The sequence below is a fragment of the Archangium minus genome, from assembly GCF_044360475.1.
In the GTDB taxonomy this organism is placed as follows: domain Bacteria; phylum Myxococcota; class Myxococcia; order Myxococcales; family Myxococcaceae; genus Archangium; species Archangium minus.
On the sequence record NZ_CP043494.1, the window covers coordinates 11,290,004 to 11,302,862 of the forward strand.

Here is a 12,859-nt window from a genome sequence, read left to right on the forward strand (position 1 = left end):
GGAAGCATGATGAAACGCATTGCCCTGGTGCTCTGCCTCGCCGCGTGCGGTGGAGACATCCAACCGGAGCCGGGCCCCAGCATAGAAACGCCCATCGACGGCACGCCGACCGACAGGTTCCGCCACACCTCGCAGGAGGACGGAACGGTCACGACGGTTGTCGATGCAACCGATGGCGCGGCGTGGAGGGCTCTCGACCTCGACACACGCCAGACCGTGGAGGCCTCCTCGCAGGCCAACTGGGATCTGTCCTTCCAGCGCTTCCACATCCGGACGCGAGGGGGAGTCAACGGCACGGGAGGCGTCGTGGTGGCCGTGGTCACAGACCCCTTCGAGTCAATCTCCACGGCGCCCGCCTCGGGCTACCGGGAGGATGTCGCGGACGGTGCGGACACCGACAGCGAACCGGACAACGTCTTCGAAACAGAGGGGGGTTGGTACAGCTATGACGTGACCACCCACACGCTCACTCCGCGTGCCCAGACCTATGTCATTCGGAGCGATGCGGGCCGGTACTTCAAGCTTCAACTGCAGAGCTACTACGACCAGGCAGGCTCCCCCGCCATGCTCTCTTTCCGGTGGAAGCAGGTGGAGCCGCCGGCCCAATCCCTGACGCCCTGAGAAAGGACACCCTCCATGAAGAACTGTCTCTGGAAGACCACCCTCCTGACGCTCTCCCTGACGTTGGCGGCTTGTGACACATCGGAGCCCGAGCCCGAGCCCCAGCAGCCCCCGGCCGAGGCTCCGCGGTGCGAGGCGAGTCCGGTGCGCTGCGCGGAGCAGGGCATCGACGCGTTGAACCTGCTCACCACGGTGTCCACGGGGGAGCTTCGTGAGGAAGGAACCACCCCGGGCGAGTTCCACACCTATGTGGATGCACGGGCGGGAGGGACCTCTCCCAAACAATCCTATACCTACGCCCGCTTCACCCCCCAAGGACTGGGCCGGGTGGAGGTGGATGATCAGGCGGCCCTGGCCTCGACGGATTGGGACATTGCCTTCCGCCGCTACAACATCCGGGTGAACAGCGGTGTGTCCGGCCCGTCGTGCATCGCGGTGGCTCAGACCCCGGAGGGCACGACCTTCGACTCGGTGAAGGCGGTGGATTCCACCTGGGAGTTCCGCACCGAGAACTACTTCACCGACAGCTGCGAGGTCATCTCTGGAGAGGCGTCCCTCGGCTCACCCGAGACGCTGCTGGGCGGCTTCTGGACATACCAGGCCTGTCTGGCCATGACGGGCGACGTCTTCGTGGTGCGTCTGGCGGATGGGCGACATGTGAAGCTGGAAGTCACGCACTACTACGACCCGGCACCCCAGCAGACGTGCAATCAGACAGGCGAGGTGCCTCAGCCCAGCGGGGCGGCCCAGATTCGCGTCAGGTGGGCCTTCCTGCCGTGAAGCGCGCCCTGTTGCTGCTCCTCCTGAGCGCCGGGTGCGGAGGCCCGGACAGCAATCCCTTGCATGAGGTGCTCGGGAGGGAGCCAGGTGCATTGCTCCAGGGAGGCCGGCCCACGGAGGCCTCGGCGGAGCAGCCGCGCTTTGAGCCCGGCGAGCAGGTGGAGTCGGTGGTGTCTCCCGGAGGCCTCTTCCGGCTCCACTTCTCCCGAAGTGGGCCCAACGCGGTCTCGGCGGCGGACGCGGATGGAAACGGCGTTCCGGACTCCGTCGACACCGTGGCACGCACCTATGACGCCGTGGCTGTCTTCTACTCGGGGCTGGGCTACCGCCTGCCTCCCGAGGACTCCGGAGGGACTGACGAGCACGGCGGAGACGGACGCTTCGACGTCTACCTGGTGGACTTCGCCGGACGGGCGGATGGGGCCTTCCGGGTGGAAGGATGCCTCACGACAGACATGAGCTGTAGCGGCTACATGCTCCAGGAGAACGACTTCGCCGGCTATGGCTATGCCTCCTACGAGCAAGCCGTGGCGACGCTGGCGAGCCATGAGTTCTTTCACGCCGTGCAGGCAGCCTACCGCACCGGACTGGGGCGCGTGGCGGAGGAAGGCACGGCGGTGTGGGCCTCCGAGCGCTTCGCGCCCGAGCTGGATGACCTGGAGCGCGCCGCCCCGGCGTACCTGTCGCTCGCGGATCGCAGCCTGGTGGTGGATCCAGACGGACCGGCACAGTCCTTCAGTTATGGGGCGTCAATCTTCTTCCAGTTCTTGAGTGAGCGCCTGGGAGAGGGCGTGGTGTTGTCGATGTGGGAGGAGAGCGTGAACGCGCTCTCTGCCCGCTGGCCGGCGCTGCTGGAGACGGTCCTGCGGCGCGATTGGGGAATGGACTTCGACACCGCGTTCAGCGAGTTCGCGCAGTGGAACCTGGCCACGGGCGCACGCGCAGGAGAAGGGAGTGGGTACGCACGAGGCGCGGACTACTCCGGTCTCGTTCTCGCGGCCAGGGAGCTCCCGGTGGACGAGCCCTCGGTGCGGGTGGCAGCCGCGTCGACCCGCTACTTCGAAGTGGCGGGCGGGGCGGAGAGCGTCTCGGCGTCCTTTGAACCCAGGGAGGGCACGGACAGCGCGGCGGTCCACCTGCTGGTCGCGGCGGTGAACGAGCACGAGGTGCTACGGGTCGCCCGTGCGGACGGGCCAGGAAGCCTGTCCACCCAGGTGTCTGCCGGGGATGCCACACACGTGGTGGTGGCGGTGGTGAACGGGCGCCCGGAGGGAGAAGGCCGGTATGGACGGCTGCGCATCTCCTCCGTGTCCCCAGCCGTGTCTCCGGACGAGGAAGAGGAACCTGCTGGTGGCTGCCACGCCGCCCCAGGAGCACTCCCCTGGGCGCTGCTCCTGACCGCAACCGTGTGGCGACGTTCCCCGAGGCGGCGCACAACCTGAGACAGCGCCGTGTCTCGCTCAGAGACGGCCCATCCGCGCGAACTCGGCTTTGAGTCGCGGCACGGCGAAGTCGACGAACGCGCGGACCCTGGCAATCGACAGTCGTCCCTCTGGTGTAATCAGGTGGACGGGTAGCGGCGGCGGCTCGGCATCCTCCAGCAGGAGGGTGAGCTGTCCCTTCCGCACCTCGTCCGCCACCTGGTAGGAAAAGACCCTCGCCACGCCGTGGCCCTCGACCACCGAGGCGACAATGGCGTCGACACTGTTCATGACCAATCTGGGCGAGATAGGGATGGAGCGCGGAGCGGCAGAGCCCTTGGCGGGCGGAAAGCTCCACGTATCCTGCCCGAACTGGGCCATCGCGACACATTGATGAGTCGCGAGGTCACCCGGCTCGACAACGGGTGGCCGGCCAGCCAGATAAGACGGCGCCGCACAGACGATCCTCCGGACTTCGCCCACACGGATCGCGGTCAGACTCGAGTCCGGCAGATGGGCGATCCGCAGCGCCACGTCGATGCCCTCGTCGATCAGGCTCACGGTCTTGTCGAACAGCAGCAGCCTGGCCTTGACCGCGGGTTGGGTGTCGAGAAAGGCGTCGAGGATTGGCCGCAAGATCCGCCTCCCGCTGACGACGGGGGCCGTGATTGTCAGCGTGCCGCGCGGTGCCGAGCGGTCATCCGAGGCGAGCAGCTCCGCTTCCTCGAGCTCCGCCAGCACGCGCCGGCACGCCGCGGCGTAACGCTGACCCGCGTCGCTCAGCCTGATCGAGCGCGTGGTGCGGTGCAGGAGCTGCACCCCGACATGGTCCTCCAGGAAGGCGATGGCTCGAGTGACAGCGGCCGGGGAGCGGCCCAGGCGCCGACCGGCCCCTGCCAGGCTCCCCTCGTCCACCGCCGTGATGAACACCCGCATCGCGTCGAACCGATCCATTCTTCCTCTTCACGAAATAGTGACTTGTGGAGCCTAGAGGTTCAGACGCACCACGCCACGGATTATCTCTCCTGACGTCGACGCAATGCCGCGTCGCGGACGCCATCCGGCGTCTGAACCGAGGAGTCCGTCCATGTCAGTCTCCACTGCTCGTGCCAGGTCCACCGTCACGCATCACCGCACCACTCAAGTCGATGGCGTTGAGCTCTTCTACCGTGAAGCCGGTCCCGCGAACGCGCCGGTCGTCGTGTTGCTGCATGGCTTCCCAACCTCATCTCACATGTATCGCAACCTCATCCCCGCGCTGGCGGATCGCTATCACGTCATCGCGCCCGACTACCCCGGCTTCGGCCTGAGCGCGATGCCGGATCGGAAGGAGTTCAGCTACAGCTTCGCGAAGTTCGCGGATCTCATGGATGGGCTCCTGAGCCAGCTCGGCGCCACACGCTACGCGCTGTATGTGATGGATTACGGTGCGCCGGTCGGCTTCCGGTTGGCATTGAAGCACCCGGAGCGGGTGACCGCGCTCATCGCGCAGAACGGCAATGCCTATGAAGAGGGGCTTCAAACCTTTTGGGATCCGCTGAGGGCCTACTGGGCGGACGGCTCGGCTACCCACCGAGAGGCGCTGCGCCCGAACCTGGGGCTGGAGGCCACGAAGTTCCAGTACCTCCATGGCGTCAAGGACACCTCACGCATCGACCCAGCCAACTGGGTGCACGACCAGGCCCTGCTGGATCGGCCTGGCAATGCGGAGCTCCAGCTCGACCTGTTCTACGACTACCGCACCAACGTCGCGCTCTACCCACGCTTCCAGGCCTTCTTCCGCGAGTACCAGCCGCCAACCCTGATCGTCTGGGGAGTGAACGACCCGTTCTTCCCTGTCGAGGGCGCCAAGGCCTACCAGCGCGATCTTCCGAATGCCGAGCTGCATCTCTTCGATACCGGGCACTTCGCCCTCGAGGACAAGGGCGACGAGCTCATCCCGCTGATGCGTGACTTCCTCGAGCGCAAGCTTCCCGCCACATCCCGGTAGTCGGTCCCCATCACGTCTCCGTCCCCAGCATCAACTGGTCGCGAACGTGTTCGGCGAGGTGATCGATCAACGCGCCCACGGGGGGCGGCAGACCCCGGCGGCTGGTGAAGACGAGGTGCACCATTCCCTCCGGGGCGTGCCAGTCTGGCAATACGTGGACGAGCCGACCGGAGCGCAGGGCGGGTGCACAGGAGTGGTCAGGCAACAACGACACGCCCAGCCCGGCGATCGCCGCCTCCCGGAGGGCATGGAAATCCCCACACGCCAACCGCGGCTGATGGCGGACGGAGATTGTCCGCTGCTCGGGACCAACAAGCTCCCAGACGTCCTGGCCCACCTGTTCGGTCGCACTCAGTGTCGGCACTGAGGCCAGCACTTCCGCGTCCTCCGCATCGGCGAGGCGGTCGGCCCACGTGGGGCTCGCGACGAGGATGCGGCGGCTCCTGGCGAGCGTGCGCACGGTGAGCGCCGCGTCGGTGTCGAGCGAGGTGCGCACCCGGAGCGCGACGTCGATGCGCTCGCCGATGAGATCAACCCGCCGGTTGGTGGCCACCACCTGAAGATTCACCCGCGGATATCGCTCCATGAAGTGGGCCAGGATGCCCGCCACGGGATCCATCAGCCCCAGGGGACAGCTGAACCGGACCGTCCCATGGGGCTCGCCCTGGGTCGCGGCCACCGCCGCCTCGGCCCGCTTCACCTCCGTCATCACGTTCTGGCAGTGCTCGTAGAAGGCCTGCCCCACGTCGGTGACACGGAACCGGCGCGAGGACCGTTCGATCAGCCGTACACCCAGCTGCTCCTCGAGCCGCGAGACCCGGCGGCTGAGCTTCGATTTGGGCTGCCGCAGCGCCCGGCCGGCCGGTGCGAAGCCCCCATTCGCGACGACCTCGGTGAAGAAGAACAAGTCGTTCAGATCCTGCATCGTGCCCTCATCGTTCCAAAACCTGAACGCAAGGTGCCACAAAGGCCGTCTACCGGCCTCATCGTTCCGGTTTCAGGGTTCATCTCGTTGGCGGCGAACTCCTCCGCCACACGACAAGGACGCACGCGATGAGCAACAAACTTCAGGGCAAGGTGGCGGTGGTGACGGGCGGTACGACGGGGATTGGGCTGGCCACGGCCAAGCGTTTCGCGGCCGAGGGCGCCACCGTCTTCATCACGGGCCGCCGCCAGGCGGAGCTGGACGCCGCGGTGAAGACGATTGGCCCCAACGCCACGGGTGTTCGGGGTGACGTCTCGAACCTGGCCGATATCGACCGCCTCTATGAGGCGGTGAAGCAGAAGCAGGCGACCATCGACATCCTCTTCGCCAACGCGGGCGGCGGCGAGTTCGCTCCCCTGGGCTCCATCACCGAGAAGCACTTCGACGACACCTTCGCGACCAACGTCAAGGGTGTCCTGTTCACGGTCCAGAAGGCGCTACCGCTGCTGCGTGACGGCGCCTCCATCATCCTCAACAGCTCGACGACGAGCATCCAGGGCACTCCGGCGTTCAGCGTCTATAGCGCGACCAAGGCCGCCGTCCGGAACTTCGCCCGTAGCTGGATCCTCGATTTGAAGGACCGCCGCATCCGCGTCAACGCCATCAGCCCGGGCCCCATCAAGACGCCCGGCCTGCACGGCCTCGCCAAGAGCGAGGAAGAGGCACGGGCGCTCTTCGACCAGATGGCGAGCACCATTCCGCTGGGCCGGTTGGGTGACCCCGACGAAGTGGCCAAGGCCGCGGTGTTCCTCGGCTCGGACGACAGCAGCTTCGTCAACGGAGTCGAGCTCTTCGTCGACGGCGGCGCGGCGCAGATCTGACGCATGGGTGTCACGGCGTACCGCCGCTCGGCTCTCCGTCCAGGCGCCACGCCCGCGGAGACAGGCCCGTCCAACGACGGAAGGCGTGGTGGAAGGCGCTCGGCGCGGAATAGCCGAGCCGCCACGCGACCTCGGCGATAGGGGTACCCGCTTCGAGGAGCACGCACGCCTGTTGCCGCCGGAAGGCCTCGCGCTCGGCCTCCAGTGATGTGCCCTCATCACGAAGACGTCGCTGAAGCGTACGGGGGCTCATCCGCAAACGGGCCGCCAGCAGCGTGAGCTCCGCGCCCGATTCCGGCAACAGCTCGGGCAGCAGTGCTCGGACCCGGTCCACCGTGCGGGACGAGGAGGGAAGGCCCGCCAGCATCCGATCCGCGGCCCGCTCAAGCACACCCGACAAGCCAGCATCTCCTCCTGGCAACGGGCTCGAGAGAAGGGCAACGGGAAACACCAATACGTCCTGGGGCGCACGAAAGGAGACCGGCACACCGAGCACGCGCGCATACACCGAGGCATCTCTGGGGCGAGGCCCGCGCAACTGGAGGCGAGCCCCCGGCAGTCCTCCTACCAGCCGTCCCCCATTCACAATGAGATCCGCGAAGACGAGCTGGGCCATCAAGCGGTGCGCGGGGCGCTCGGGCCCATATGGGTGGTACGTCACCGTCACGCGCTCGGCTCCTCGCTCCAGCGCGAAGCGCTCCCCTTCGCTCCACAAGCGCTGGTAACGCAACACGTGCTCGAGCGCCTCACCAAACGTGCGGCTGCTCACCATGAGGAAACCGAGCGCATCGAGATCCTCCGCCCGGAGGGCCTCGCCCACGTGCAACCCGAGACATCCGTCCCCCAACCGAGCCGCCGCTTCCTCCAAAAGCGTGTAGACGGAGAGCAGAGGCACCCGTGCCTCCGGTTCGGTGAGTCGCACGCGCTCGAGCCCGGAGGCCTCCAGCAGGACACGCCGCGGAAGGCCCCTGGCCTCGGCGGAGTCGAGCACGCGCAGCACCAGTCCAGCCCAGACAGAGGGGCCCGCCGGTGCCGGGCGCGGTTGGCGCGTGGGAGCACTCCTTCTGGCGCGTGGCATCACTCACGTCCGATGGGGCTTCTCTACGTTGGAGATATGGAAAGCCCAGGGTGGATGATAACGGATGAGGATAGGCGGACACGGGGAGTGGAGGCACGAGAGGATTTCGTGCGCGACACGTGGTACCCGGTGCTGGAATCAAAGCGGCTGGGCCGCCGGCCGGTGCGAGTCACCCGGCTCGGCCGCGAGCTCGTGCTGTGGCGAGATGCCCAGGGCCAGCCGGTAGCTCAGGAGGCAGCCTGCCCCCACCGAGGCGCCGACCTCTCCCAGGGCCGAGTGGTGGGCGGGTGCCTGGAGTGCCCCTACCACGGCATGCGCTTCGCGGCGGATGGCACGTGCGTGCGCGTGCCGTGCGAGGGAAAGGCGCGACCCATCCGAGCCGACTTGCGGGTGATGGGGTACGCGGTGCGAGAGAGCCTCGGCCTGGTGTGGCTGTGGTGGGGCGAGCAACGGGAGGAGCTTCCGCCGCTGCCGTGGAACCACGAGCTTCTTGGGGCGGGCACGGGCACGTGCACCGCCACGTTGACCTGGAATGTCCCCTTCGCCCGGGTGATGGAGGGAAACCTGGACCTGCACCACTTTCCCTTCGCGCACCGCCGGTGGGCTCCGGGGATGGGGACTCGGCTGGACCCATACACGGCGCGCCTCGAGGGCGACATCATCCACACCCATGGCGTCCTGCGCGAGGACGATGGCAAGCCCTGGGACGGCCGAAGCGGCTTCGCGGCGGAAATCAGGGTGCTCTTTCCGCATCTGCTGCTCGCCCGCTTCGGCAGCCTCACCCAAACCATGGCGGCGGCCACGCCCATCGACGAGGAGAACACCTGGATAGTCTTCCGCTACCGCAGCCAGCTCCCGCTCGTGGGAGGGTTGGTGGCGTGGTTCCTCGTCCAGATGGAGGTGCGGCTCATCCAACCGGAGGACTACGCGCTGCTGCGTGCCAGTGAGCCCAGACACCCCGTCCGGCAGGACTTCCACCTGGTGAGAGCCGACGCGGGCATCGCGCTCTGGTTCCGCTTGTATGAGCGACGGCTGGAGGCACAGCGCCAGAATCCCGGCGCCCGACCTCCAATGGTGCGAGCGCTGTGATGAGACGGCTCCCGCGACATGTAGCTATGCGGCGAGGAAGCCACCGTCAACGGCCAGCGGCGTGCCGGTGACGAAGCCCGCGCCGTCGGAGCACAGCCAGAGCACGGAGCTGGCGATCTCCTCTTCCGTCGCCATCCGCCCCATCGGGTGCTGGGAGACGAGCCCCCGGACGATGTCGGGCATGAACGTCTCCGCCTTGCGCATGCCGTCGGTCCGGGTGGCGCCAGCGCAGAGGGCATTCACGCGAATGCCACGCGTCGCGAACTCGAGCGCCACGGACCGCGTCATTCCGACCACCGCGTGCTTCGAGGCGACGTAGGCGTGGTACTCCGCCCGTCCGGCGAGGCCGAAGATGGAGCTGATGTTGACGATGGAGCCTCCACCCGTGGCCAGCATCGCCGGGATTTCGTGGCGCATGGCCAGCCAGACACCTCGGGCATTAACGGCCATGACGTCGTCCCAGACACCCTGGTTCGTCTTCTCCAGCGAGGCCATGTCACCGGCGCCCGCGCTGTTGACGGCGAAGTCGAGCCGGCCGAAGTGCTTCACGGTGCCTTCCACGGCCTTCGCCACGGAGGCTTCGTCGCGCACGTCGGTGGAGAAGAAGAGGACGCGGGCGCCTTCGGCTTCCAGAGCCGCTCGGGCTTCACGCCCCGCCTCTTCGCCCCGGGCGGCGAGTGCGACGCTGGCGCCCGCCCGAGCGAAGGCTCGCGCCGTGGCGAGGCCGATTCCCGAGGTGCCTCCGATGACGAATGCGACACGTCCAGTGAAGTCATAACGAATCATCGTGTCTTCCTTTCCGAGCCCAGCCCGTTGCGGATGAAGAGGATGGCCTGGTGAGCGAGGGCCCGCCGGCGCTTGAGGTTCAGTCGCTTGCGCAGAGAGTCCGAGGCGAGGACCTCGTGGAGCTCGGCACCCAGCTCGTGGAGGATCACATCTGTCAGGCCAGGGCCAATGACGGTGGAGACAAAGCGGGTGGCGATATCGAGATCCGGCGCATCGAGGGCACCGTCGCGGGTCCCCTCCTCCAGGACGGCGCGAAGCTCCTCGATGCCGGCCTCGCAGATGGCCTTGTAGAGGCCGCGGACCTCCACCACCGCCGTCGGAGCAGCGGCGGACGCGGAGAGCCGGGCCAGGCGCGGGTGCTCGACGAGGAACGCCATGCCGCGCTCAATGAATGTCTCGAGGCGAGCCCAGAAGTCACCCTCTCGGGGCGCCGCGCCGATGAACTCACGCTTGCGGCGTGGGGCCTCCTCGGTGAGGAGCCAGCGGTATAGGTCGAGCTTGTCCTCGAAGTACTGGTAGACGCTGCCCTTGGGGATGCTCGCGCGGCTCGCGATCTGCGAGAGCGAGGCTTCGGTGTAGCTCCGCTCGGAGAACTCGATGATGGCCTCGTTCACGAGGCGATCCCTGCGCTCGTCTGGGAGTCGGAAGAAGGTGCTCGTAGGCATGTGACCGGTCAGTCATATGACCGAGCGGTCGTATTGGCAAGAAACGTTTCCGGGATGGTAGAGACGGATGTCCGGCCCACGGTTGGCGTCCGGCCGCATGACCGAGGAGATGATGGCGACGAAGAAGACGAAGAAGCCCGGTGACACCTCGCTCGCGAAGGAGTGGAAGCGTCTGGAGAAGCAGTACGTCAAGACGCTGGGCAAGGACGCCGCCGGTCACCATCCAGCGGAGCTCGAGCCACGCGTGCTGGCCTTTCAGCACGAGTTTGACCTCACGCCCCTCCTCCCCTCGGAGTACCTCCAGTTCGTGAAGGAGCTTGGCTACCGGTGGGTCTCCACCGGGGACGTGAAGCTGGCCTTTCTTCCGCCTCGTTGGATGCTGTCGCTCTCCCAGCAGATGGGAGTGCCAGGACACAAGTGGGAAGCGGTTCGCGAGGAGCGGGAGGCTGGCACACACAACTACCGCTTCGTGATGTTCGCCTCCAGCGACATCAACGACGTCAACGGGTACTGCTTCGGAAAGAGCGAGGAGAGCGACGAGCTGGTGGTCTGGAATGTGGAGGACAGCCTGCCCGAAAGCGAGCTGGGGTCGTTTTCCACCTGGCTTGAGCAGGAGTTGGGGGCACTGAGCGAAGCACTCTCGGAGCTGGACGAAGAGAACGAGGAAGAGCGGGAGCTCGGAGAGCCGCTGGGGTTGGAGGGTGAATCCCTCCCCGTCGCGGTGAAGGCGAGCAAGAAGAAGGGCCCCGAGGAGCTGCTGGCCGCGTTTCCCAGGACGGAGAAGGAGCTCACGCTGAACGGGCGGAAACTGGGAGAGCTGCCCGCCTTGATTGGGGAGTTCGCGGAGCTGGAGAGATTGTGGCTGGGCTCGACGGGGCTCAAGCAGCTCCCCAAGGAGCTGGGACTGCTCGGGAAGCTGACGAAGCTCGATCTGTCCTTCAATCGAGAGTTGCAATCCCTGCCTCCAGAGGTGGGCCAGCTCCAGAACCTCGAATCGCTCAATCTGAAGAACACGGGGCTCACCTCGCTCCCCGAGGAGCTGGGTCAGCTCGAGCGACTGACGTTCCTCGACTTGCAGGCCACGGAGCTGAAATCCCTCCCGGCCTGCCTCTTCCAGATGAAGAGCCTCAAGACGCTGGACCTCTACTGGACTCCCATTCCTCCAGAGGAGATAGAAAAGCTGCGACGGGCGCTCCCGGACTGCAAGGTGGGTACACTCTGATGCCAATGACCCGAACGAATCCCGAATACGCGGCGGTCGACCGCGCGGTTGCGAAGGTACGTGCCTTCATCGAGGAGCTCCCCGCCGGGCAGCTCGTCGTCGAGGCGGTCACTCCCGAGCACCTCAAGACAGAGGCGAAGCGCATCGGTGAAGGGGCCTTCTTCGTGCGCATGCACAAAGCCCGGAGCGGGCGCTGGAACAAGCCCCCTCCCCGCCGCGCTCCGGGAAAGGGGAGCTCATTCGACTACTTCCTTCAGCGCTACGGAACACTCACCTGGGTGGTGAGCCACGAGCTCGGGGATGTCGACGGGTTCTACTGCGGCAACGTCTCGGGCGGCGGTTGGGGCGTCCTCGAGATCGGCCCGAGCTTCAACGAGGACGCGGGGCTCGACGCCCTCGCCGAGGCCCCCGAATTCGCCGAGTATGGCCTCGAGCACGCGCTCGTGTTCCACGGGGGCTGGGGCCACCAGGGATACATCATGGACGGGCGCGTGACCTTCGGGCACGGCGAGCATCCCATCTACCCTTTCTCCATCGACGAGCCGCTCCAGGGCCTGCCTGTCACCCGGCAGCTCGGGAAGAAGAAGCCGCGAACATCGAGCTTCGGCGCCTGGCTGGAACAGGAGGTCAATCGCCAGGTCCGAGCACTCCGCCCCAAGCTGAAGGCGTACGCCCAGGAGCAGGCGGAGATCGCGCGGGAGCGCGAGACGAGCGCCCGCGCGAAGGCAGGAGGCAAGCCCCTCTCCCTCAAGACGCTCGCGGCCAGGGCGGGTGAGGCGGAGCTCGCCGAGTTCTTCCGGGACAAGGCAACGAGCGAGGTCTGGGCGCACATCCACGGCGCCAACAGGTTCCTCGTCTACGACGGGGAGCAGCTCGTGCCCGACCGCCGCCAGGACCAGGGTTACGAGGGACTGAAGAAGCTCGCGGAGAAGGACCGCGCACTCACCCGGGGATTCAAGACCGCGTCGCATCGGCAGGTGCTCTTGCGCCGTGACGGCGGGCTGTTCGTCGCGCTCGAGGCGGTGGGCCGCCAGGTCACCGTGGCGCGGGGGTGGAACAATGGATGGATCCACGAGGAGACCCGAACCTTCGACTCCCCGGAAGCCGCGAAGCAGGCCGCCGAGGCATTCGAGGCTCGCTACCGGAGCAGCTTCAAGCCGGCCCCGATGGGCCGTGGCGCCAAACCCCTCGTGCGCGAGTTCTACCGCATCGAGAAGCGAGGGGTGTCGTACTTCTCGGTGAAGCTCTCCGGACGCGAGGTCTCGACCTTCATCAACGGCAAGCAATGGGCCGAGACCGCCGCGAGCGACACCGAAGCGCGGGAGTTGCTCGAGGCCGAGCTGAGCAAGCTCCGCGACGGGCGCCACATGTTGAAGACCCTCGAGTGGTGAGCCGCTCTTC

At 66.9% G+C, this 12,859-nt stretch carries 13 protein-coding genes; 8 read left to right on the forward strand and 5 right to left on the reverse strand.

Annotated elements, in window-relative coordinates:
• The first annotated feature begins 6 nt into the window (after positions 1-6).
• Genes F0U60_RS46165 through F0U60_RS46175 form a run of 3 tightly spaced genes read left to right on the forward strand, consistent with a single transcriptional unit; the run spans position 7 to position 2,843 of the window.
• Positions 7-621 (forward strand): HmuY family protein, encoded by a 615-nt coding sequence (locus tag F0U60_RS46165; RefSeq protein WP_395810069.1) that lies wholly within the window; start codon positions 7-9, stop codon positions 619-621.
• 15 nt (positions 622-636) lie between these two features.
• Entirely contained in the window at positions 637-1,401 is a 765-nt protein-coding gene (locus tag F0U60_RS46170) for an HmuY family protein (protein ID WP_395810071.1), read from the forward strand.
• Entirely contained in the window at positions 1,398-2,843 is a 1,446-nt protein-coding gene (locus F0U60_RS46175; RefSeq protein WP_395810073.1) for an MXAN_6640 family putative metalloprotease, read from the forward strand. Before F0U60_RS46170 ends, F0U60_RS46175 begins: the two co-directional genes overlap by 4 nt.
• Before the next feature lie 18 nt (positions 2,844-2,861).
• Here the strand turns inward: F0U60_RS46175 and F0U60_RS46180 are convergent, their stop codons facing one another.
• The gene (locus tag F0U60_RS46180) at positions 2,862-3,776 is read right to left on the reverse strand and encodes a LysR family transcriptional regulator (protein ID WP_395810075.1); all 915 of its coding nucleotides are present in this window, start codon (positions 3,774-3,776) and stop codon (positions 2,862-2,864) included.
• 133 nt (positions 3,777-3,909) lie between these two features.
• Here F0U60_RS46180 and F0U60_RS46185 point away from each other — a divergent pair, with 133 nt between their 5' ends.
• Positions 3,910-4,812, forward strand: a complete 903-nt coding sequence (locus F0U60_RS46185) for an alpha/beta fold hydrolase (protein WP_395810077.1) — start codon at positions 3,910-3,912, stop codon at positions 4,810-4,812.
• Positions 4,813-4,822: 10 nt separating this feature from the next.
• Here F0U60_RS46185 and F0U60_RS46190 read toward each other — a convergent pair whose 3' ends face one another.
• On the reverse strand, positions 4,823-5,737 hold the full coding sequence (locus tag F0U60_RS46190; protein ID WP_395810079.1) for a LysR substrate-binding domain-containing protein: 915 nt from the start codon (positions 5,735-5,737) through the stop codon (positions 4,823-4,825).
• A 128-nt stretch (positions 5,738-5,865) separates the two neighbouring features.
• Between F0U60_RS46190 and F0U60_RS46195 the strand changes: the two genes are divergently transcribed.
• Positions 5,866-6,618, forward strand: a complete 753-nt coding sequence (locus tag F0U60_RS46195) for an SDR family NAD(P)-dependent oxidoreductase (RefSeq protein WP_395810081.1) — start codon at positions 5,866-5,868, stop codon at positions 6,616-6,618.
• A 10-nt stretch (positions 6,619-6,628) separates the two neighbouring features.
• On the opposite strand, the gene F0U60_RS46200 is transcribed toward F0U60_RS46195, so the two are convergent.
• Positions 6,629-7,696, reverse strand: coding sequence for an AraC family transcriptional regulator (locus tag F0U60_RS46200; RefSeq protein WP_395810083.1), 1,068 nt, complete (start codon positions 7,694-7,696; stop codon positions 6,629-6,631).
• A gap of 108 nt (positions 7,697-7,804) precedes the next feature.
• Between F0U60_RS46200 and F0U60_RS46205 the strand changes: the two genes are divergently transcribed.
• Positions 7,805-8,785 carry a Rieske 2Fe-2S domain-containing protein gene (locus tag F0U60_RS46205; RefSeq protein WP_395810085.1) on the forward strand — a complete coding sequence of 327 codons (981 nt, stop codon included), beginning with the start codon at positions 7,805-7,807 and terminating at the stop codon, positions 8,783-8,785.
• A gap of 24 nt (positions 8,786-8,809) precedes the next feature.
• Here F0U60_RS46205 and F0U60_RS46210 read toward each other — a convergent pair whose 3' ends face one another.
• Positions 8,810-9,571: an SDR family NAD(P)-dependent oxidoreductase gene (locus tag F0U60_RS46210; RefSeq protein WP_395810087.1), complete on the reverse strand. Its 762-nt coding sequence runs from the start codon at positions 9,569-9,571 to the stop codon at positions 8,810-8,812.
• Positions 9,568-10,236: a TetR/AcrR family transcriptional regulator gene (locus F0U60_RS46215; RefSeq protein WP_395810089.1), complete on the reverse strand. Its 669-nt coding sequence runs from the start codon at positions 10,234-10,236 to the stop codon at positions 9,568-9,570. The genes F0U60_RS46210 and F0U60_RS46215 overlap by 4 nt, the downstream gene beginning before the upstream one ends.
• A gap of 67 nt (positions 10,237-10,303) precedes the next feature.
• Here F0U60_RS46215 and F0U60_RS46220 point away from each other — a divergent pair, with 67 nt between their 5' ends.
• Together F0U60_RS46220 and F0U60_RS46225 are read left to right on the forward strand one after the other, a co-directional pair.
• Positions 10,304-11,458: a leucine-rich repeat domain-containing protein gene (locus F0U60_RS46220; RefSeq protein ID WP_395810091.1), complete on the forward strand. Its 1,155-nt coding sequence runs from the start codon at positions 10,304-10,306 to the stop codon at positions 11,456-11,458.
• The gene (locus F0U60_RS46225) at positions 11,458-12,849 is read left to right on the forward strand and encodes a hypothetical protein (protein WP_395810093.1); all 1,392 of its coding nucleotides are present in this window, start codon (positions 11,458-11,460) and stop codon (positions 12,847-12,849) included. The genes F0U60_RS46220 and F0U60_RS46225 overlap by 1 nt, the downstream gene beginning before the upstream one ends.
• Positions 12,850-12,859: the final 10 nt, after the last annotated feature.

Bases quoted from the DNA above. Each gene is read 5' to 3' on its own strand.
- F0U60_RS46185 (WP_395810077.1), top strand. From the start codon at position 3,910: ATGTCAGTCTCCACTGCTCGTGCCAGGTCCACCGTCACGCATCACCGC.
- F0U60_RS46225 (WP_395810093.1), top strand. From the start codon at position 11,458: ATGCCAATGACCCGAACGAATCCCGAATACGCGGCGGTCGACCGCGCG.
- F0U60_RS46190 (WP_395810079.1), bottom strand. From the start codon at position 5,737: ATGCAGGATCTGAACGACTTGTTCTTCTTCACCGAGGTCGTCGCGAAT.
- F0U60_RS46165 (WP_395810069.1), top strand. From the start codon at position 7: ATGATGAAACGCATTGCCCTGGTGCTCTGCCTCGCCGCGTGCGGTGGA.
- F0U60_RS46220 (WP_395810091.1), top strand. From the start codon at position 10,304: ATGTCCGGCCCACGGTTGGCGTCCGGCCGCATGACCGAGGAGATGATG.
- F0U60_RS46195 (WP_395810081.1), top strand. From the start codon at position 5,866: ATGAGCAACAAACTTCAGGGCAAGGTGGCGGTGGTGACGGGCGGTACG.
- F0U60_RS46215 (WP_395810089.1), bottom strand. From the start codon at position 10,236: ATGCCTACGAGCACCTTCTTCCGACTCCCAGACGAGCGCAGGGATCGC.
- F0U60_RS46170 (WP_395810071.1), top strand. From the start codon at position 637: ATGAAGAACTGTCTCTGGAAGACCACCCTCCTGACGCTCTCCCTGACG.
- F0U60_RS46180 (WP_395810075.1), bottom strand. From the start codon at position 3,776: ATGGATCGGTTCGACGCGATGCGGGTGTTCATCACGGCGGTGGACGAG.
- F0U60_RS46200 (WP_395810083.1), bottom strand. From the start codon at position 7,696: ATGCCACGCGCCAGAAGGAGTGCTCCCACGCGCCAACCGCGCCCGGCA.
- F0U60_RS46210 (WP_395810087.1), bottom strand. From the start codon at position 9,571: ATGATTCGTTATGACTTCACTGGACGTGTCGCATTCGTCATCGGAGGC.